Here is a 19,354-nt window from a genome sequence, read left to right as displayed (position 1 = left end):
CCGGCCCCGCCAGTGACCCGCTCAACGCTCTCCCCGACGCCTTCCGAGACCGTCTCCCGCGCCCGCGCCGACCTGCGGATCGGGCTGCCGGTGGCAATCGGCGGCAGCCTCGTGGCGGCGGCCGAGACGGTCTCGGCCGCGCGGCTGGCGGGGTTCCGGGCGGCGGGGGCGCCGGTCCTCGCGCTGATGGCACGGCGGGCGGCGACGCTGAAGCTCGCGGCCTATGACGGCGATCTGGTCCGGGTGAAGGTCCCCGATCACGCCGACCGCGAGTGGCTGCTGGCCATGGCCGACCCGGCGCGCGACCTCGCGATGCCGCTGAAGGGACCATTCACCGCGCTCCGCGACGGCGACGCCGCCCCGGCCCGGGCGGCGCTTGCCCTCGCCAAATCGGCGGAGCTGCTGCCCGCGATGCTGCTGGTCGAAGCGCCCCTGCCGGAGGGCGTGACGCGCCTCGACGCCGCCGACCTCGCGCTCGAACTCGGGCGCGAGGCGCTGCTCTCGCCCGTCGCCGCAGCCGGCCTGCCGCTCACCGCCGCGGCCGAGGCGCGTCTGCACGTCCTGCGCCCCGACGACGGCGGCGCCGAGCATTACGCGGTCGAGATCGGCGCCCCCGACCGCCACGGCGCGGTGCTGGTGCGGCTGCACTCGGCCTGCTTCACCGGCGACGTGCTGGGCAGCCTGAAATGCGACTGCGGCCCGCAGCTGAACGGGGCGCTGACGGCGATGGGGCGCGAGGGGGCGGGGGTGCTGCTCTACCTCAACCAGGAGGGCCGGGGGATCGGCCTCGCCAACAAGATGCGCGCCTATGCCCTGCAGGCGCAGGGTTTCGATACCGTCGAGGCGAATCACCGGCTTGGATTCGAGGACGACGAGCGCGACTTCCGCCTCGGCGCGGCGATGCTGCGGGAGTTGGGGATCACGCGCGTGCGGCTGATGACGAACAACCCGAAGAAGGTCGAGATGCTGGCCAGCCACGGGATCGAGGTGGTCGAGCGCGTGCCCCTCATCACCGCGCGGAACCGCCACAACGAGGGCTACCTCGACACCAAGGCCGAGAAATCCGGCCATCTGCTGTGAGCGATCTGCGCCTCACCCCGCGCGGGCTCGCCTTCGCCGGTCGGGTGATGCCCTGCGCGGTGGGGCGGGGCGGAATCGTGCCGGGGGCCGCGAAGCGCGAGGGGGACGGGGCGACTCCCACGGGCGCGCACCGGATCGAGGCGGTGCTGTATCGGCCCGACCGGATCGCTTCGCCCTGCGGCTGGGCGTGGCCCCTGCGCGCCGGCGATCTCTGGTGTGACGAGAGCGGGCATCCGGCCTACAACCGCCTCGTCCCCGCGCCCCTTGCCGCCAGCCATGAGCGGCTGTGGCGGGCCGATCCGCTCTATGACCTGATCCTCGTGCTGGACTGGAACCGCGCCCCGGTGCGCCCCGGCGCGGGGTCCGCGATCTTCGTGCATCAGTGGCGGCGGCCGGGCTATCCGACGGCCGGTTGCATCGCGCTGGCCCGCGCGGACCTGCACTGGATCGCGGCCCGCCTCTCCCCCGGTGCGCGGCTGCTGGTGCCGGTGGGCAGCCCGCGCCAGCAACGGGCGCGGCGGCTGGAGGGCGCGGTCTAATCCTTCGCCGGGCGGTCGCCGAAGATGGCCGAGCCGACGCGGACATGCGTGGCGCCCTCGGCGATCGCGGCCTCGAAATCGGCGCTCATGCCCACCGAGAGCATGTCGAGGCCGCAGTCCCGCGCCAGCCGCCCCAGCAGGCGGAAATGCGGCACCGGGTCGTCGCCCTCGGGCGGGATGCACATCAGCCCTGCGGGGGCGAGGTCGAGGGTGCGGCAGCGGGCGACGAAGGCCTCCGCCTCATCGGGCAGGACCCCCGCCTTCTGCGGCTCGGCCCCGGTGTTGACCTGCACGAAAAGCTGCGGGGCGCGGCCCTCGGCCTGGACGACGCGGGCCAGCCGCTCGGCCAGCGCAACGCGGTCGAGGCTGTGGATCGCGTCGAAAAGCTGCACGGCGGCCTTCGCCTTGTTGCCCTGCAACGGGCCGACGAGGTGCAACTCCACCCCCGGCCATTCCCCGCGCCACCCGGGCCATTTCCGCTGCGCCTCCTGCACGTAGTTCTCGCCGAAGACGCGCTGCCCCTCGGCCAGCACGGCGGTCACGCGTTCGGGCGGCTGCAGCTTGCTGACGGCGATCAGGGTGACGGCATCGGGCGCGCGGCCGGCGGCGCGGCAGGCGGCGGTGATGCGGGCGGTGATGTCGGACAGCGGCATGGGCGGCCTCCCCTCGGGCAAACTCATGCCCCAAACGGAAAGGAGCGGGCAAGATGCCCGCTCCCTCCAAGGTCTTGCGACGATCCGGCTGGATCAGAAGTTCAGAGCCACACCGAAGTCGGCAACAGTCTTGTCGATGTCCTGACCGAAGGCGATGCTGTCGCCGTCGAGATGGGCGATGCCACCCTTCAGGATCGCGCCGCCGCCGAGGTCGTACTGGGCGCCGAGGCCCCAGATGTCGACTTCGTTGTCGAGCGTCGCGCCGCCGACAACGAGGCTGTCGCCGTCGATCCGACGCCAGAAGCCCTTCAGGCCGACACCATTGGCCATGGTGTACTCGGCGCCGACGCCCAACTGGTTGACGTCGTAGTCACCAAGCGACCACGAGCCCGCGTCAGCCGAACCATCCACATCGGTCGCCAGGTAGATCGCCTTGAAGGTGATCCCGGCGAACGAGGTGCCGCCCGAGACGCCCCAGGTGGTGGCGTCGTTGGTGTAGAAGTTGCCGGCGGTGCTCTGGTTGGCAAAGGCGTAGCCGACCGGGTCGATGAAGGAGGAAGAGTCCTCGTAGCCGATGCCGAAGCTGTAGTTGCCCAGCGTGTAGCCGGCGCCGAGCGACCAGGTGTCACCCCGCTCACGGGCGAAGGCGTCACCCGGGAGGCGGAAGTACTGATCCTGGAACGAGGCGTAGAGCGTCGCGTCGCCCAACGCGTAGCTGTAGAGCAGCCCCGCATCCTGGAAGAGCTCGTCGAAATCCGAGCTCGAGTACTGGAACTCGTTGTAGAAGTTCAGGCCCGAGAGGCCCACTTCCGGCAGGTCGCCGACGGCGCTTTCGAGCGCGGAGTCGACTTCACCGGCGGTCAGGCGGCCGAAGGCGCCCGAGATGAAGACCTCGCCCGCATAGAGCGAGTTGCTGCCGCCACGGGACGAACGGCTGTCGGCCTGGTCGGCGCGGAGAATGGCGCCGAACGACAGGCCGCTGTCGGTCTCGCCGGTCATGGTGAACCGCACGCGGGCACGGCTGATCACGTTCCAGGTGTCACGCGTGACGAGCACGCCGGCTTCGTTGAGAACGAGCTCGTCGCTGTCAAAGCGCAGACCGATGCGACCGTCGCCGGTCACGGAAACTTCGGCAGCGGCGGCGCCGGCAAGGCCGACGAGCGCGCTGGAAGCAAGCAGAAGCTTTTTCATCGCAATCCCTCTTGTCTCTGGCATGCCCAACCGGGGATGCCGCTTGGGTATGCCCCGTTATTTCGACCTTTCGCCCATCGGATGCAACAATCCGGGCGGCAACCGGGGGGTGAAACCACAGGCATGATGCAGAAGGGTCACACAGGGCGAAGCGGCCGGGCAGCGGGCCTCCGGCGTCGCCGCGGGCGAGGCGCTTGTCGCAGCCCGGTCTTTGCGGCTAAGGCTTGGCGCGAGCTTTGAGCCGGGCCGGGAGAGAGTGACAGGATGACCGCCGCGACCACCTATCGCCGCCGGGCCGGGCTCGGCCTCTCCGTCCTCGCGGTCGTGGCGGCCCTGGGGGCGTGCTCGCGCAGCGACGGGCGCAGCGTCTTCGACACCGACCGCGCCGACCCGCGCCGCCCGGTCGCGCAGCAGCAGCGCCAGTCCACGGTCTGGGACCTGTTCTCGAATCGGCAGGACCCGAACGTCACCACGGCGGTGAACAAGTATCTGTGGAACGCCTCGCTCGAGGTGCTGAACTTCCTGCCGATCCAGTCGGTGGACCCGTTCACCGGCGTGATCGTCACCGGCTACGGCACGCCGCCCGGCGGCGGGCGGGCCTATCGCGCGACGATCAAGATCGCCGACCCCGCGCTCGACGCGCGCTCGCTGCAGCTGGCGCTGGAAGGGCCGGGGGGCGCTGCGGTCGCGCCTGGCACGGTGCAGGCGGTCGAGGACGCGATCTTCACCCGCGCCCGGCAGCTCCGCATCCGCGACGGGCAGCTCTGAGCGGGCCGCTGGACCGGGCCGGGGCGGTCGTCTAAAGCCTGCGGCCCTGATGACGCCGCCCGGAGCCCGATCCATGCCCTACGATCCCGCGACAAGCGAACCCCGCTGGCAGGCCGCCTGGGACGAGGCCGGCAGCTTCCGCGCCGTCCGCGACGAGCGGCCGAAATACTACGTGCTGGAGATGTTCCCCTATCCTTCCGGGCGCATCCACATGGGCCATGTGCGCAACTACACGATGGGCGACGTGGTGGCGCGGTTCAAGCGCGCGCAGGGGTTCAGCGTGCTGCACCCGATGGGCTGGGACGCCTTCGGCATGCCGGCCGAGAACGCGGCCATGGAGAGCGGCGGCCACCCGCGCGACTGGACCTATGCCAACATCGCCACGATGAAGGAGCAGCTGAAGCCGCTGGGCCTCTCGCTTGACTGGAGCCGCGAGTTCGCCACCTGCGACGACGACTACGTGGCGCAGCAGCAGGCGCTGTTTCTCGACATGCTCGAGGCCGGGCTGGTGACGCGAAAGCAGGCCACCGTGAACTGGGACCCGGTGGACATGACCGTGCTCGCCAACGAGCAGGTGATCGACGGCAAGGGCTGGCGCTCGAACGCGCCGGTGGAGCGGCGGGAACTCACGCAGTGGTTCTTCCGCATCAGCGACTATTCCGACGAGCTGCTGGAGGCGCTCGACGGGCTCGAGGGCTGGCCCGAGAAGGTGCGGCTGATGCAGGCGAACTGGATCGGCCGCTCGCGTGGGCTGCAGTTCCGCTTCGATACGGTGGGGGCGCCCGAAGGGTTCGAGACGATCGAGGTCTACACCACGCGTCCCGACACGTTGCTGGGGGCGAATTTCGTGGCGATCTCGCCCGACCATCCGCTGGCGAAGAAGCTGGCCGAGGGCGATCCGCGGCTGATCGCCTTCGCCGAGGAGGCACGCAAGACCGGCACCTCGGAGGAGGCGATCGAGACGGGCGAGAAGCTGGGCCTCGACACCGGGCTGAAGGTCCGCCACCCGCTCGACCCCTCGTGGGAGTTGCCGGTCTGGGTCGCGAACTTCGTGCTGATGGACTACGGCACCGGCGCGCTCTTCGGCTCGCCGGGACATGACCAGCGGGACCATGATTTCTCGCGCAAGTATGGCCTGCCGATCCGCGCCACCTTCGGCGAACTCGGCATGGACACGGCGGCCGCCGACGCGCTGGTCGCGGACGGCCCCTTCGTGCCGCCGAAGACCGACCGCGTGACCTATGTGCGCGGCTTCGCCGGCCCGACCGAGATGACCGGCGGCGACGCGGTGGACCACGCCATCGCGTTTGCCGAGAAGCAGGGTTGGGGCGAGGGCGTCACGAAATACCGCCTGCGCGACTGGGGCATCTCGCGGCAGCGCTACTGGGGCTGCCCGATCCCGGTCGTCCATTGCCACGCCTGCGGCACCGTTCCCGAGGCCCGCGAGCGGCTGCCGGTGCTGCTGCCGCTCGACGTCAGCTTCGACCGCGCTGGTAACCCGCTCGACCGCCACCCGACCTGGGCCGCGACGACCTGCCCGCGCTGCGGGGCGGATGCGCGGCGCGAGACCGACACGATGGACACCTTCGTCGATTCGTCCTGGTACTACGCCCGCTTCACCGCGCCGCATGCAGCCACGCCCACCGACCCGGCCGAGGCCGACTACTGGATGAACGTGGACCAGTATATCGGCGGCATCGAGCACGCGATCCTGCACCTGCTCTATTCCCGCTTCTTCGCGCGGGCGATGGTGAAAACGGGCCACCTGCCGGAGAGCGCGAGCGAGCCGTTCGACGCACTGTTCACGCAGGGGATGGTGACGCACGAAATATATCTCACGCGGGACGAGCGCGGGCGGCCGGTCTATCATCTGCCCGAGAGCGTGACGGATGGGCGGCTCGCCGACGGGACGGCGGTGGAGGTCATTCCCTCTGCGAAAATGTCCAAGTCCAAGAAGAACGTCGTCGATCCGGTGGATATCGTCACCCGCCTCGGCGCCGATACCGCCCGCTGGTTCATGCTCTCCGACAGCCCGCCCGAGCGCGACGTGGAATGGACGGCCGCCGGGGCCGAGGCCGCGAACCGCTTCCTCGCGCGGGTCTGGCGACTCGCGGACGAGGCGAAGGAGGGCGGCGACGATCCCGAGCTGATCCGCGCCGCCCATCGCGCCATTGCCGAGGTGACGAAGACGATCGAAGGCTTCGCCTTCAACCGCGCCGTGGCGAAGATCTACGAACTCGCGAACACCGTCTCGCGCTCGAACGCGGGCGGTGAGGCGCGGCGCGAAGTCTTGCGGATCATGGCCCGGCTGATGGCGCCGATGGTGCCGCATCTGGCCGAGGAGGTCTGGGCCAAGGCCGGCGGCGAGGGGCTGGTGGTGGATGCGCCGTGGCCCGAGGCCGACCCGGCGCTGCTCGCCGACGACGACGTGACCCTGCCGGTGCAGGTCAACGGCAAGCGCCGGGGCGAGGTGCGGGTGCCGAAGACCATGAGCCCGGCCGAGATCGAGGCGATGGTGCTGGCCGATGATTCGGTCGGCCGCTTCCTCGACGGCCGGACGCCGAAGAAGGTCGTCGTGGTGCCGGGGCGGATCGTGAATGTCGTCGTCTGACGCCCTCCCGCGCCGCGCGGTCCTCGCCGGGCTGGCGCTGCTGGCCGGCTGTGGCTTCACCCCCGCCTACGCCCCCGGCGGCGCGGGCACCGCGCTGCGCGGCCGCGTCCGGCCGCAGGCCCCGACCGATGCCGACCAGTTCGCCTTCAACGCCCGCCTGACCGAGCGCCTCGGCCCGCCCTCGGCCGCGGCCTACGGGCTCAGCTACAGCCTCAGCCTGGCCGTCACCCCCCAGCATCGCGGCTTCGACGATGTGGTGACGCGGCAGGCTCTGAACGGCAGCGCGGACTACACCCTGACCGACCTCGCCTCCGGCGCCGTAGTGGCGAGCGGACAGGTCAGCAGCTTCGCCGCCTACGAGGCGGGCGGCACCACCGTCGCGGCCCTCGCCGCCGAGGCCGACGCCCGCGCGCGACTGGCCACCATGCTGGCCGATGAGGTCGTGACCCGCCTGCTGGCCGCGACCGCCGCCCGATGAACCTCAAGGGCGCCGAGATCGCCCGCTACCTCGCCCGGCCCGACCCGACCCGGCCGGGGCTGCTGATCTGGGGCCAGGAAGCCATGCGGGTAGCGCTGAAGCGGCAGGAGGCGATGGCGGCGCTGGTCGGGCCGGGGGCCGAGGAGGAGATGCGGCTGGCGCGGATCGCCGGGGCCGAGCTGCGCCGCGACCCGGCGCAGCTTCTCGATGCGGTGAAGGCGGTCGGGTTCTTCCCCGGCCAACGGGCGGTGCTGGTCGAGGACGCGACCGACGGGCTGGCCGAGATCGTCGGCACGGCGCTGGAGGAATGGGAGCCCGGCGATGCGGTGATCGTCGTTCAGGCGGGCGCGCTGACCAAGGCCTCGGCCCTGCGAAAGCTGTTCGAGGGCCACCGCGCCGCGATGGCCGCCCCGATCTACGACGAACCGCCCGGCGAGGCCGAGATCGAACGCTGGCTCTCCGATGCCGGCCTGCGCGAGGTGCCCCGCGACGCCATGCGCGAGCTGACGCTGCTCTCCCGCGCGCTCGACCCCGGCGACTTCCGCCAGACGGTCGAGAAGATCGGCCTCTACAAGCACGGCGACCCCGCGCCGCTGACCCCGGCCGAGATCGCCGCCCTCGCGCCGATGACCGTCGAGGGCGAGGTGGACGCGCTGATCGACGTGGTGGCCGAGGGCCGCACGCGCGAGTTCGGCGTCCTGATGCGCCGCATCGAGGCGCAGGGGACGGCGCCGGTCACGCTCTGCATCGCCGCCCTGCGCCATTTCCGCGCGCTGCACGCCGCCGCTGCCGATCCCGGCGGCGCGCAGGCGGGCCTCGCGCGGCTGCGCCCGCCGGTCTTCGGTCCGCGCCGCGACCGCATGGCCCGGCAGGCGCAGGACTGGGGCATGCGCGCGCTCGAGGACGCGATCCATGCGCTGCTGGAGACCGACCTGACGTTGCGCTCCTCCTCGCGCGCGCCGGCGATGGCGGTGATGGAACGCGCGCTGATCCGGCTGGCGATGCAGCCGCGGGGCGGGCGGTGACGCCCGAGAGGGTCCCGGCGCTGGTCATCGGCGCCGGTCCCGCCGGGCTGATGGCGGCCGAGGCGCTCGCCGCGGCGGGGTTTCCCGCGGTCGTCTGCGAGGCGATGCCGACCCCGGCGCGAAAACTCCTGATGGCGGGGAAGTCGGGGCTGAACCTGACCAAGGACCAGCCGGTAGAGGGGTTTGCGGCCCGGATCACCCTCGGCAGCGGGGGCGCTGCCCCCGCGCCCCCGGGATATTTTTCGACAGAAGAATGGGAGGGGATCGTTCGGGGTTTCGGGCCGGACGAGGTCGCCGGATGGGCGCGGGGGCTGGGGATCGCGCTGTTCACCGGCTCCACCGGGCGGGTGTTTCCAGTCGGGATGAAGGCGTCGCCCTTGCTGCGGGCGTGGCTCGGGCGCTTGCGGGGGCAGGGAGTCGAGCTGCGGACGCGGTGGCGGTGGTGCGGCTTTGCCGGTGGTTTCGCCTTCGACACGCCGGAGGGGCGGCGGCTCATCGCGCCGCAGGTGGCGGTCCTCGCGCTCGGCGGGGCGAGCTGGCCGCGGCTCGGCTCGGACGCGGCCTGGGTGCCGTGGCTCCGCGGGGCCGGGGTGCAGGTGGCGCCGTTCCGACCGGCCAACATGGGGTTCCGGGTGGAGTGGTCCGAGGCCATGCAGCGGCATTTCGGCGGCGCGGTGAAGGGCACCCGTCTCGCCGCCGCGACTGCCGAGAGCCGCGGCGAGTGGGTCCTCACCCCGCAGGGCATCGAGGGCGGCGGGGTCTACGAGGTTGCCGCCGCCCTGCGCGACGGGGCGCAGGGGAGCATCGATCTGGCGCCCGATCTTCCCGCCGATGCCCTTGCCGACCGGCTTGCGAAAGCGCCGGCGCGCGCCTCGCTCGGCAACCGGCTGCGGCGGATGCTGGGCGATCCGCTCAAGGTCGCGCTGCTGCTCGAATGGGGCCGCCCCTGGTCCGAGGACGCCGCCGGCTGGGCCGCGCGGGCCAAGGCGCTGCCGCTGCGCCATGTCGGGCCGATGGGTCTCGAGCGGGCCATATCGTCGGCGGGCGGCATCGCCGCCGCTGCCCTGAGCCCCGACCTCGAACTCCGCCCCATCCCCGGCGTCTTCGCCGCGGGCGAGATGCTCGACTGGGAGGCGCCGACCGGCGGCTACCTGATGACCGGCTGCCTCGCCTCTGGCCGCCATGCCGGGCGCGCCGCCGCGGCGCGGTTGTCAGCCGGGCGCCCCGCGCCTATCACGCCCCCCGGCCGCGAACCGGAGGAGCCATGTCCAATTTCCTGCTGAAGGACCCCGACTGCGTCTTCATCCACATTCCCAAGACCGGCGGCACCTCGATCCGCAAGGGTGCCTGGAGCAGGCGGGTGCAGGGGCCGCGCTTCGGGCATATCCCGCCGGAATGGGACGGCCTCTTCCGCTTCGCGTTCACGCGCGAGCCGCTGGACCGGTTCCTGTCGGTCTGGCGGATGTTCACCATCGGTCCGGAGGGCGACCCCGACTGGAGCCTGCCGCCCGACGCGCGGCCGCTGAGCCTGGACGAGTTCTTCGACATCGTCCGCGACGACAGCATCATCTTCGACGAGCGCCGCCGGACGTTCGAGGAAAAGATCCGCCACCACGCCATTCCGCAGACGCATCCCTTCAACTGCCTCCGGCAGGCCGATTTCATCGGCCGCTTCGAGACCATCGCCGAGGACTACCGGCTGATCGCCGAGCGTGTCGGCCAGACCGCCCGGCTGCCGCGTCTGCATGTCACCGCCCGCGGGCCGGCTGATGCCGAGGCCACGCTCTCCCCGAAGCTCGCCGCCGCAGTGCGGGACTACTACAGCGACGATTACCGCTTCCTTGAAACCGAGGTCGAACACTACCGCGCCCTCGCCTGAGCCTTGTCCTCGGCGCAGGGCTGGCAGTCCTTGACGCGGTGCGGCGTCTCGCCACACTGTCCCGAACCCCTCCCCGGAGCCCGCCCATGCGCGACACCCGCCTCCTCTCGCCGGTCCTGGTCGGCGGCTCCATCATCCTGATGCTGAGCTTCGCCATCCGGGCGAGCTTCGGCGTCTTCCAGATTCCCGTCGCCGAGGAGTTCGGCTGGCCGCGGGCCGAGTTCAGCCTCGCCATCGCCGTCCAGAACCTCGCCTGGGGCATCGGCCAGCCGATCTTCGGCGCGCTCGCGGAACGATGGGGCGACCGCTGGGCGGTCGTCGTCGGCGCGTTCCTCTACGCCCTGGGCCTCGTTCTCAGCGCCTTTGCGAGCACGCCCGAGGCCATGCAGCTCTGGGAGGTGCTGGTCGGCTTCGGCATCGCGGGCACCGGCTTCGGCGTCGTGCTGGCCGTCGTCGGCCGCGCCGCCTCGGACAGGAATCGCAGCCTCGCCCTCGGCATCGCGACCGGCGCCGGCTCGGCGGGGCAGGTCTTCGGCGCGCCGGTGGCCGAGGCGCTGCTGACGCAGTTTCCGTGGCAGACGGTGTTCCTGATCTTCGCCGTGGTCGCGCTCTCGACGCTGGCCTTCCTGCCGATGCTGAACGCCCGCCCGCGCGCATCGAAGGCCGAGTTGCAGGAGAGCATGGGTGCGGTGCTGGGCCGCGCCTTCCGCGATCCGTCCTACATGATGATCTTCGCGGGCTTCTTCTCCTGCGGCTATCAGCTCGCCTTCATCACCGCGCATTTTCCCGCGATGGTGACGGAGATGTGCGGGCCGATCGCGGCGGGAGGAATCCTTGCGGGCCTCGGGATCACGACGACATCGGCGCTTGGCGCGGTGGCGATCTCGCTGATCGGGCTGGCGAATATCGGCGGCTCGATCCTCGCCGGGTGGCTGGGGCAGCGCTACACCAAGAAATACCTGCTGGCCGGGATCTACACGCTGCGGACCATCGCCGCGGCGGCCTTCATCCTCAGCCCGATCACGCCCGGTTCGGTGATCGTCTTCTCGCTGATCATGGGAGCGCTGTGGCTGGCGACGGTGCCGCTGACCTCGGGCCTGGTCGCGCATCTCTGGGGGCTGCGCTACATGGGCACGCTCTACGGCTTCGTGTTCCTCAGCCACCAGCTCGGCTCGTTCCTCGGCGTCTGGCTGGGCGGCTGGCTCTACGACGTCTACGGCGACTACACGCTGGTCTGGTGGGTCGGCGTGGGCGTGGGGGCGTTCTCGGCGATCATCCACCTGCCGATCCGCGAGAACCGTGACGAGGGCCCGGCGCTGCCCGCCCCGGCCTGAGGCGTCAGGCGGCGAAGGGGTCGAGGACCGGGCAGCCGGTGGGGGCGAAGTCGGCGGTGTTGCGGGTGACGACCGTGGCGCCCTGCGCGAGAGCGGTGGCGGCGATCTTGAGGTCGTCCGTCGTGTTTCCGATCTGCGCTGCCAGGCGGCCCCAGATCAGCGCGGCCTCGGTGTCGAACGTCAGGATGCGGTCCCGGTAGGCGGCAAGAGTCGGGCGCAGCCAGCCAGCCGCGCGCCGCCGATCAAGCCGCGTCCAGGATCCACCGCGCCGTCATCAGGTCCAGATGTGCGCCGCCGCCGTTCTTGGCGAGGGTGATCTCGTCCTCCGACCTCCGCGCGTAGGCCCCCGAGGCGATGTCGTAGAAATCGGCCACTATGTCATTGGGCGTGATCACGCCGCGGTCCACCGGGTCCTGGATCTCGCCAATATGACCCAGCGTGGTCGCGCGGCTGTCGACGAAGACCCGGGCCCGGCGCAGCGCCTCGTCGTCGGCCTCGCGCATGTCGGGGCGGTAGGCGCCGATCAGGTCCACATGGGTGCCGGGCGAGAGCCATGCGCCGCGCAGGAGCGGCTCGCGGCTCATGGTGGTCGTGGCGATCACCTCGGCGGCGCGGACGGCCGCCCCCAACTCGTCCGCCACGGTCGCCCCGACCCGCGCCGCGAGCGCCTCGGCAGCGCTGCGGGTGCGGTTCCAGATCGTGACCTCGGCCTCGGGGATCAGCGTCCGGTAGGCCGCGACCATCGAGGCGGCGACATTGCCGGCGCCGATCACCAGCACCCGGCGGGCATCCTTCCGCGCCAGCAGCCGCGCCGAGAGCAGGCTGTCGCCGGCCGTCTTCCACCGCGTCACCAGATGGAAATCGACGATCGCCAGCAACCGCCCGGTCGCGTCGTCCAGCAGGTTCACCGCGCCGTTGACCATCGGCAGACCCTGCGCCGGGTTGCCGGGGAACACGCTCGCCGGCTTCACGGCGAGGCCCAGCCCGTCGATCCAGGCGCTGCGCGTCAGCAGCGTGTCCTCGCCGCGATAGAGGAAGCTGTCGGCCACCTCGGCCCGCGGCAGGCGGTGCCCGGCGATCAGCGCATCGGTCAGCGCCAGCCAGTCGAGCCGCGGCTCGACCTCCGGCCCGATGATCCGCGGCCCGCTCACAGCCGCCGGCATCCGGCGAGCTGCGCCGAATAGGTGCCGGCGCGGTCCCCGACCCGCGAGGCGACCGTCATCAGCCACGGCTTGCTGCGGTGCGACCCGCGCGAGAAGCCGCCGCGCCCCTCGTGATAGGCGAGATACTGCCCGGCGGCGTCGTTCTTGGGGATGCCCAGCTGCCGGGTCGTGCCGTTCATGTACCAGCCCATGAAATCCGTGGCGTCGCGGATGTCGTCGCGCCGGGCGCGGCGGTTGCCGGTCTCGCGGAGGTAATCCTCCCAGGTGCCGTCGAGGGCCTGGCTGTAGCCATAGGCCGAACTCTGCCGTCCGATCGGGATGATGCCAAGCGCATACTGGTGCGGCGTCCGGGCGTTGCCGATGAACTTCGATTCCTGGTGGATCGTGGCCATCATGACCGGGACCGGCACCCCCCAGCGGCGTTCGGCCTGCTGCATGGCGCGCATGTAGGCGGGCCGCTCGGCCGCGATCGCGCAGGCGTTGTCGAGGTCGCGCGGCGCGCTGTAGTTGCGATTGCCCCCGCACGAGGCGACCAGCCCGATCAGGGCGAGCTTGAGATAGCGGTTCATCCTGCCCCCACGCCTTGCTGGCGTCCTTTTGACCGGCAGTGTAGGACAGGCGGCCGCGGGGGAAAACTCACAATGCCGCAGGCGGCCGCGCGGGCAGCAAACCGCTTTCCCATGCTGCCGTGCAGCGATAAGGTCGCGCCCGAGCCATATTCTGGAGAGTCCACCATGTCCGATACTGGAGTCGTCATTCTCTCGGGTGCCCGCACGGCGATCGGCGCCTTCGGCGGCAGCCTCGCCTCGGTGCCGCCGATCGATCTCGCCGCGACGGTGACCAAGGCCGCGATGGAGCGCGCGGGCGTCAGCCCCGAACAGATCGGCACCGTGATGTTCGGCCACGTCATCAACACCGAGCCGCGCGACATGTATCTCGCCCGCGTGGCGATGCTGGACGCAGGCATCCCGATCGAGACCTCGGCCATGAACGTGAACCGCCTCTGCGGCTCGGGCGCGCAGGCGATCGTCTCGGCGGCGCAGTCGCTGATGGTGGGCGATGCCGATTTCGCCGTCGCCGGCGGCGCCGAGTCGATGAGCCGCTCGCCCTACATCATGCCGGCGCTGCGGCACGGCGCGCGCATGGGCGACGTGAAGGCGCTCGACATGATGGTGGGCGCGCTCACCGACCCGATGGGCACCGGCCACATGGGCGTCACGGCCGAGAACGTCGCCGCCGAAAGCCAGATCACCCGCGAGCAGCAGGACGCCTTTGCGCTCGAAAGCCAGAACCGCGCCGCCCGCGCGATCGAGGAGGGCCGCTTCAAGGAGCAGATCGTCCCGGTCGAGGTGAAGGGCCGGAAGGGCACCGTGACCTTCGACACCGACGAGCATCCCAAGTCGACGAGCGCCGAGGCGCTGGCAGGCCTGCGTCCCGCCTTCAAGAAGGACGGCGGCACGGTCACGGCGGGCAACGCCAGCGGCATCAACGACGGCGCCGCGGCGATCGTGCTGGCGCGGGCCGAGGCGGCCGAGGCGGCCGGGCTGAAGCCGAAGGCGCGGGTGCTGGGCTTCGCCACCGCCGGGGTGCGGCCCGAGGTCATGGGCTATGGTCCGATTCCCGCGGTGCAGAAGCTGCTGGAAAAGACCGGCCTCACCGTCGCCGATTTTGACGTGATCGAGTCCAACGAGGCTTTCGCCGCGCAGGCGCTGGCGGTCAACAAGGACCTCGGCCTCGACGCCGAGAAGGTGAACCCCAACGGCGGCGCGATCGCGCTCGGCCATCCGGTCGGCGCCACCGGCGCAATCCTCACTGTGAAGGCCCTCTACGAGCTGGAGCGGACCGGCGGCAGCAAGGCGCTGATCACCATGTGCATCGGCGGCGGCCAGGGCATCGCGCTGGCGATCGAGCGGGTCTGATCCTTCTGCAAGGCGAATGACGAGGCCCGGTTCCGCAAGGACCGGGCCTTTCGCATGGCCCGCGCGCCTCACTGATAGCTCCGCACCAGGGCGCCCGCGACCATGCCCCAGCCGTCCACGACCACGAAGAACGCGAGCTTGAAGGGCAGCGAGACGAGGGCCGGCGGCACCATCATCATCCCCATCGACATCAGCACCGCCGAGACCACGAGATCGATGATGAGGAAGGGCAGCGCGACGAGGAAGCCGACCTCGAAGGCGCGCTGGATTTCGGTGAGCATGAAGGCGGGGACCAGGACAGAAAGCGCGGGTTCCGGCAGGGGTGCATCGGCCGCGGCGACGGGAGGGCCGCCCGGCGCGACCTCCTCGAGGGCGGCCAGCGTGTCGGGATCGACGCGCGCCGACATGAAGCCGCGGAACGGCACGACGCCGCGCTCGAAGGCTTCCGAGAGGGTGATCTCGCCCTCGCTCAGCGGCCGCCCGGCGGTGGTCCAGGCCTCGCGCAGGACCGGGTCCATGACGAACCAGGTCAGGAACATCGATAGCGCCACGATCAGCAGGTTCGGCGGCGACTGCGGCAACCCGATCGACTGGCGCAGGATCGAGAGCACCGTGACGATGAAGGGAAAGCAGGTGACGGCGATGGCGATGCCGGGGACGAGCGAGATGACCGTTAGCGCAAGGACGATCAGCGCCGCGTTGCGCCCGAGGCCGCCGGTCAGCGCGGCGAGGGGGTCCGGGGCGGCGAGGTCCTGCGCGAGCGCCATGCCCGGCAGGAGCATCGCCAGCGCCAGCCCCGCCGCGGCCGCGAGGATTGCCGCGAGTCTCACGCGGCGTCGGCCGGATCGGTGATGCGGACCGAGAGCCGGTCGTCGGGCCCGTCGCCGACCAGCACCCCTTGCGCCACGACCCGGTCGCCGACGCAGATCTCGACCCCGTCGCCGATCTCGCGGTCGAGCGTCAGCACGTCGTCGGGCCCGAGCGCCGAGAGCTCGGCCACTGTCAGCGTCGCGCGGCCGAGGCGGATCGTGAGTTCGACCTTGATGTGGTCGGTCGGAACCAGGCGGTCGATGCGGTCGCTCATGCGGGGGTCTCCTTCATGTCGGCAATGATCTGCTCGAGGCCGCGCTGCACGCGGCCGGGGTCGATTCGGATGAGGCCGCCCGCGCTCTCGAAGCTGGCGCCGCTGGGGCTGTCGGTGATCTCGACCCGCTGCAGGCCAGCCGCGTCCAGCGCGGCGCGGAGCGCCCCGCGGGCGGCAGGCTCGCAGCCGATGCGCGCGGGGGCCGGGGCGACCCCGGCCCCCGCAGCCAGCAGCCGCACGACCGATTCGGCCAGCAAGGCGGCCCGAAACGGCGGGGCGAGCGCGCCCGCGACCGCCTCCGTCACCGCGACCAGCTCCGCCTTCCAGCCCGCCGCGAGTTCCCGGCGGCGGGCGTCATCGTCGGCGAGCGCCGCCGTCAGCCGGCTGACGGCGACCGCGAGACCCGCGCGTGCCTCGGCCGCGGCCGCGGCGCGGCCCTCCGCAAAGCCCTCGGCACGGGCCGCGGCGAGGTCCTCGGCCGCATAGACCGGCAGCTTCGGCAGCGGCGGGCCCAGGTCGCGGGCGAAGGATTCGAGGCGCAGGGCGAGGCTCATCGCGCCGCCCTCCCGCCCTCGTCGATCCAGTCGGAGAGGATGCGCACGCTCTCCTCGCGCCGCTCGCGCATCAGCTCGCGCAGGCGCGCCACGGCGCCGTCCTGCGGGGAAGGCGGCGTGAAGGAGATCTCCGGCGTCGCCATCGGCAGCGCGAAGCTTGCTGCGGCCGGGCTGGCCATCGCGAGGGCGGGCAGGCCGGCGTCGTCCATGCGCGGCGCCGCGCCGCCGGCCGGCGCCGGCAGCGCCGCCGAGGTGTCGAGCACCGCCTGCGGCGCCCGCTGCCGCAGCAGGGGCCGCATCAGCACCGCCGCCAGCACCACGGCAAAGAGGCCGATGACCGCCAGCCGCGCCAGCGAATCGAGCGCGAGCCGGTCGAGCCAGCCCGGCCGCTCGGCCAGGGTCCCGTTCTGCGCCATGTCCGCGAAGGGCATCGACTTCACCGTCAGCTGGTCGCCCCGCGCCTCGTCGAAGCCGACCGCCGCCGCCACCAGCTCACGCAGCACCGCCAATTCCGCCTCGCTGCGCGGCGCCACGCTGGTCTCGCCCGCGGCATTCGTCACCGGCGCGCCGTTCACCAGCACCGCAACCGTCAGCCGCCGGACCTCGCCCGGGCCGCGCTGCACCTCGCGCGTGACCTGGCTCACCTCGTAATTCGCCCGCTGCCGCGATTCCTGCCGGTTCGCGCGGCTCTGGCCCTCGCCCCCCGCTTGCGCGTTGTCGGGCAGGTTCGAGGCCGCCGTCACCGGCGCCGGCCCGGCGTCGGTGCTCTGGTCGCTGGTCTCCTGCACCTCCTCCGAGATCAGCGCCCGTTCCTTCGGGTCGAAGCGCTGCTCGATCAGGTTCTCGCGGTCGGTGTTGAGCGACAGCGACAGCTCGACGATGGCGTTGCCGCTGCCCACATGCGCCTCGAGGATGCGCTCGACGTTGCGCTTCATCTCGGCCTCGCGGTCGCGCCCGGCGAGGTCGTCGCCCGGCGAGACGACGCCCTGCCGGCTGTCGATGACCGTCACGGCCGCGGGCGCCATGCCGGGCACGCCCGAGGACACCAGGAACTGCAGCGACTGCGCCTGCTCGCGCGAGACCTCGACCCCGGTCGTGGTGATCGTAACAGAGGCCGTGCCCGCGACCTCGCGCCGGAAGCCGCGGCTCGCCGGGACCGCGAGATGCACCCGCGCCGCCTTGACGTTCGGCAGCGCGAGGATGGTGCGCGCAAGCTCGCCCTCCTTGGCGCGCCAATAGGCGGCGTCAAACATCTGCGAGGTGGTGCCGAAGCCCGACATGCCGTCGAGCAGCTCGTAGCCGGCCTCGCCCGCGGCCGGCAGGCCCTGCGCGGCGAGGTCGAGGCGCAGCCGGTCGCGGTCGGCCGCCGCCACCCAGATCGATTCGCCGCGCACCTCATGGGTGACGCCGCGGCGGTCGATCTCGGCAATCACCGAGCCCGCCTGCGCCGGATCGAGCCCGGAATAGAGCAGCGCCATCGGCGCGCGTGCCGCAGCCCATGCAAACAGCGCCACCGCCAGCAGCGCGCCCGCAAAGCTTGCGGCCATCGCCACCCGCTGCCCGCGGCTGCGCGCCGCCCAGTATTCCTGCAGCTTCTGCATCCCCGCCCCTCGAATCGACAACGCGACATTGCAGAGAGGTTTAGGGGAGCCTCATTAATTATCGGTTAGCCCGCGGCTGTTAGACCGGCGTCATCGAGACGGAGAATCACGATGACGGATCTGGCCCTGACCGACGCGGCCGCCGCCGCAGCCCCAGCCCCGCGCCGCCGCAGGCGGCTGGCGATCCTCACGCTCCCGGTCCTTGCCGCCGGGCTTGGCTTCGGGTCGAGTTACCTCGGCTACTGGTCGCCGGGCGCGCTCCTCCAAGGCGGCGGGTCCGAGGCGGCGCCGCAGGTGGTTTTCGTCGATGTCGCGCCGATCAACGTCACCCTGCCGGATGCCCGCCCGCGGACGCTGCATCTAGTGGTGAAGCTCGAGACCACCGAGGCGGCGAAGAGCCGCATCGAGGCGCTGTCGCCGCGTGTGATCGACAGCTTCAACACCTTCGTCACCGGCATCGCGCCCGCGGCGTTCGAGCGGCGCGGCATCCTCGACGTGGTGCGCGAGGAACTGGGCAGCCGCGCCCGCCTCGCGCTGGGCGAGGATCTGCCGGTCGAGGTCCTCATCATCGAGTTCGGCCTGAAATGAGCGCGTCCTGGTTTTCCGATCTGCCGCAACTGGCGCTTGCCGGCGCGGCGCTGCTGCTTGCCGTCTGGTGCGCGGTGCTGGCCCGCCGGCTGCGGCGGCTGAACGACCTCGAGACCGGCCTCGGCGGCGCCATCGCGGTGATGGCGGCGGAGGTCGCGCGGCTCGAATCGGCGCTGGCGCGGGCGCGTGAGGAGGCCTCGGCCTCCGGCGCGGCGCTGGGCGATGCCGTCGAGCGGGCGCGGGCCGAGCGGCTGCGCTGGGCGGCACAGGGAGGCTTCGCCCCCGACGAGGCCCCGCGGCGGCGCATCCGGCGGCGGCGCGAGCATGCGGAGGCCGGGCATGAGACGGCGTAGGCGGCTCCTGCCGGCCCTTGCGGGCTGCTTCATGGCCCTCGGCGCCATGCAGGGGGTGAGCGCGCTTGGTTCCGGCGATGCGGCGGCGTCGCGGGCCGACCTGCTCGCCGGCTGCCGTGACATCCCCGAGGCGGTCGATCTGGCCGCGCTGCTGGAGCTTCGCTCGCAGCGGATGGAGGCCTACCAGGCCGCGCTCGACCGCAGCCGGGCCGAAATCGCCACGGCGCAGTCCACGCTGACGGCGAAGCTGCGCGAGCTGAAGGCGGTGCGCGACGGCATGGGCGCGACCGGCCAGGCGCAGCGGACCGCCGTGACGGACGACATCGACCGCCTGGTCGGCGTCTATGACGCGATGAAGCCGCGCGACGCCGCCGCGGTCCTGAACGCGCTGCCGCCGGATTTCGCGGCCGAGATCCTGATGCGCATCGACCCCGCCGCCGGGGCGCAGATCCTCGCCGCGGTCGACCCCGTGCAGGCGGCCGTGCTGACCACCCATATGGGCGCGCGCAGCGTCCGCCGGAACTGAAGGAGGCC

Annotated in this window: 21 protein-coding genes and 1 pseudogene; 13 read left to right on the top strand and 9 right to left on the bottom strand. The window is 71.9% G+C overall.

Annotated features, from left to right (window positions below; translation table 11 throughout):
• The first annotated feature begins 12 nt into the window (after nucleotides 1-12).
• Complete coding sequence (gene ribA, locus GI374_RS04520) at nucleotides 13-1,080, top strand: GTP cyclohydrolase II (protein ID WP_370515141.1); 1,068 nt, start codon at nucleotides 13-15, stop codon at nucleotides 1,078-1,080.
• A 47-nt stretch (nucleotides 1,081-1,127) separates the two neighbouring features.
• Nucleotides 1,128-1,619 carry a L,D-transpeptidase gene (locus GI374_RS04515; protein WP_154336011.1) on the top strand — a complete coding sequence of 164 codons (492 nt, stop codon included), beginning with the start codon at nucleotides 1,128-1,130 and terminating at the stop codon, nucleotides 1,617-1,619.
• Here the strand turns inward: GI374_RS04515 and GI374_RS04510 are convergent.
• Together GI374_RS04510 and GI374_RS04505 are read right to left on the bottom strand one after the other, a co-directional pair.
• Nucleotides 1,616-2,272, bottom strand: a complete 657-nt coding sequence (locus tag GI374_RS04510; protein WP_154335818.1) for a YggS family pyridoxal phosphate-dependent enzyme — start codon at nucleotides 2,270-2,272, stop codon at nucleotides 1,616-1,618. The genes GI374_RS04515 and GI374_RS04510 overlap by 4 nt on opposite strands.
• A 93-nt stretch (nucleotides 2,273-2,365) precedes the next feature.
• Nucleotides 2,366-3,463, bottom strand: coding sequence for a porin (locus GI374_RS04505; protein WP_195759832.1), 1,098 nt, complete (start codon nucleotides 3,461-3,463; stop codon nucleotides 2,366-2,368).
• A 264-nt stretch (nucleotides 3,464-3,727) separates the two neighbouring features.
• Here GI374_RS04505 and GI374_RS04500 point away from each other — a divergent pair, with 264 nt between their 5' ends.
• From GI374_RS04500 to GI374_RS04470, 7 genes are all read left to right on the top strand, one after another.
• Nucleotides 3,728-4,231, top strand: a complete 504-nt coding sequence (locus GI374_RS04500; protein WP_154335816.1) for a DUF3576 domain-containing protein — start codon at nucleotides 3,728-3,730, stop codon at nucleotides 4,229-4,231.
• 73 nt (nucleotides 4,232-4,304) lie between these two features.
• Nucleotides 4,305-6,842, top strand: coding sequence for a leucine--tRNA ligase (gene leuS, locus GI374_RS04495; RefSeq protein WP_154335815.1), 2,538 nt, complete (start codon nucleotides 4,305-4,307; stop codon nucleotides 6,840-6,842).
• On the top strand, nucleotides 6,829-7,320 hold the full coding sequence (locus GI374_RS04490) for a hypothetical protein (protein ID WP_154335814.1): 492 nt from the start codon (nucleotides 6,829-6,831) through the stop codon (nucleotides 7,318-7,320). Before leuS ends, GI374_RS04490 begins: the two co-directional genes overlap by 14 nt.
• Nucleotides 7,317-8,345 (top strand): DNA polymerase III subunit delta, encoded by a 1,029-nt coding sequence (holA, locus tag GI374_RS04485; protein WP_154335813.1) that lies wholly within the window; start codon nucleotides 7,317-7,319, stop codon nucleotides 8,343-8,345. Before GI374_RS04490 ends, holA begins: the two co-directional genes overlap by 4 nt.
• Nucleotides 8,342-9,628 carry a TIGR03862 family flavoprotein gene (locus GI374_RS04480; protein ID WP_370515140.1) on the top strand — a complete coding sequence of 429 codons (1,287 nt, stop codon included), beginning with the start codon at nucleotides 8,342-8,344 and terminating at the stop codon, nucleotides 9,626-9,628. Before holA ends, GI374_RS04480 begins: the two co-directional genes overlap by 4 nt.
• The gene (locus tag GI374_RS04475; RefSeq protein ID WP_154335812.1) at nucleotides 9,610-10,224 is read left to right on the top strand and encodes a sulfotransferase family 2 domain-containing protein; all 615 of its coding nucleotides are present in this window, start codon (nucleotides 9,610-9,612) and stop codon (nucleotides 10,222-10,224) included. Before GI374_RS04480 ends, GI374_RS04475 begins: the two co-directional genes overlap by 19 nt.
• An 86-nt stretch (nucleotides 10,225-10,310) precedes the next feature.
• Nucleotides 10,311-11,558 (top strand): MFS transporter, encoded by a 1,248-nt coding sequence (locus tag GI374_RS04470; RefSeq protein WP_154335811.1) that lies wholly within the window; start codon nucleotides 10,311-10,313, stop codon nucleotides 11,556-11,558.
• A 4-nt stretch (nucleotides 11,559-11,562) separates the two neighbouring features.
• Here the strand turns inward: GI374_RS04470 and GI374_RS19750 are convergent.
• The 3 genes and pseudogenes from GI374_RS19750 to GI374_RS04455 form a co-directional block, all read right to left on the bottom strand.
• Nucleotides 11,563-11,784 (bottom strand): annotated as a pseudogene (locus GI374_RS19750) (PIN domain-containing protein); the annotation flags it as partial.
• A 16-nt stretch (nucleotides 11,785-11,800) separates the two neighbouring features.
• Nucleotides 11,801-12,709, bottom strand: coding sequence for an ornithine cyclodeaminase family protein (locus GI374_RS04460; protein WP_370515138.1), 909 nt, complete (start codon nucleotides 12,707-12,709; stop codon nucleotides 11,801-11,803).
• The gene (locus GI374_RS04455; protein ID WP_154335809.1) at nucleotides 12,706-13,290 is read right to left on the bottom strand and encodes a transglycosylase SLT domain-containing protein; all 585 of its coding nucleotides are present in this window, start codon (nucleotides 13,288-13,290) and stop codon (nucleotides 12,706-12,708) included. Before GI374_RS04455 ends, GI374_RS04460 begins: the two co-directional genes overlap by 4 nt.
• Before the next feature lie 165 nt (nucleotides 13,291-13,455).
• On the opposite strand from GI374_RS04455, the gene GI374_RS04450 reads away from it, so the two are divergent.
• Nucleotides 13,456-14,640 (top strand): acetyl-CoA C-acyltransferase family protein, encoded by a 1,185-nt coding sequence (locus GI374_RS04450; protein WP_154335808.1) that lies wholly within the window; start codon nucleotides 13,456-13,458, stop codon nucleotides 14,638-14,640.
• Nucleotides 14,641-14,708: 68 nt separating this feature from the next.
• Here GI374_RS04450 and fliP read toward each other — a convergent pair whose 3' ends face one another.
• From fliP to fliF, 4 genes are read right to left on the bottom strand one after another with little or no spacing between them, the layout of a single operon-like run.
• Nucleotides 14,709-15,407, bottom strand: coding sequence for a flagellar type III secretion system pore protein FliP (gene fliP / locus GI374_RS04445; protein ID WP_370515162.1), 699 nt, complete (start codon nucleotides 15,405-15,407; stop codon nucleotides 14,709-14,711).
• A 59-nt stretch (nucleotides 15,408-15,466) separates the two neighbouring features.
• Complete coding sequence (locus tag GI374_RS04440; RefSeq protein WP_154335807.1) at nucleotides 15,467-15,724, bottom strand: FliM/FliN family flagellar motor switch protein; 258 nt, start codon at nucleotides 15,722-15,724, stop codon at nucleotides 15,467-15,469.
• Nucleotides 15,721-16,278: a hypothetical protein gene (locus GI374_RS04435; protein WP_154335806.1), complete on the bottom strand. Its 558-nt coding sequence runs from the start codon at nucleotides 16,276-16,278 to the stop codon at nucleotides 15,721-15,723. The genes GI374_RS04440 and GI374_RS04435 overlap by 4 nt, the downstream gene beginning before the upstream one ends.
• Nucleotides 16,275-17,879: a flagellar basal-body MS-ring/collar protein FliF gene (gene fliF / locus GI374_RS04430; RefSeq protein ID WP_154335805.1), complete on the bottom strand. Its 1,605-nt coding sequence runs from the start codon at nucleotides 17,877-17,879 to the stop codon at nucleotides 16,275-16,277. Before fliF ends, GI374_RS04435 begins: the two co-directional genes overlap by 4 nt.
• Before the next feature lie 111 nt (nucleotides 17,880-17,990).
• On the opposite strand from fliF, the gene GI374_RS04425 reads away from it, so the two are divergent.
• Genes GI374_RS04425 through GI374_RS04415 form a run of 3 tightly spaced genes read left to right on the top strand, consistent with a single transcriptional unit; the run spans nucleotide 17,991 to nucleotide 19,346 of the window.
• Nucleotides 17,991-18,467 carry a flagellar basal body protein FliL gene (locus GI374_RS04425; RefSeq protein WP_154335804.1) on the top strand — a complete coding sequence of 159 codons (477 nt, stop codon included), beginning with the start codon at nucleotides 17,991-17,993 and terminating at the stop codon, nucleotides 18,465-18,467.
• Nucleotides 18,464-18,820 carry a hypothetical protein gene (locus GI374_RS04420; RefSeq protein ID WP_154335803.1) on the top strand — a complete coding sequence of 119 codons (357 nt, stop codon included), beginning with the start codon at nucleotides 18,464-18,466 and terminating at the stop codon, nucleotides 18,818-18,820. Before GI374_RS04425 ends, GI374_RS04420 begins: the two co-directional genes overlap by 4 nt.
• On the top strand, nucleotides 18,807-19,346 hold the full coding sequence (locus GI374_RS04415; protein ID WP_154335802.1) for a MotE family protein: 540 nt from the start codon (nucleotides 18,807-18,809) through the stop codon (nucleotides 19,344-19,346). The genes GI374_RS04420 and GI374_RS04415 overlap by 14 nt, the downstream gene beginning before the upstream one ends.
• Nucleotides 19,347-19,354: the final 8 nt, after the last annotated feature.

Origin of the sequence: Paracoccus sp. S-4012 (assembly GCF_009674885.1) — a bacterium.
Taxonomy (GTDB): Bacteria; Pseudomonadota; Alphaproteobacteria; order Rhodobacterales; family Rhodobacteraceae; genus Paracoccus.
Note: the sequence above shows the minus strand (reverse complement) of the source record. Positions and strands in the feature narration are given on the sequence as shown.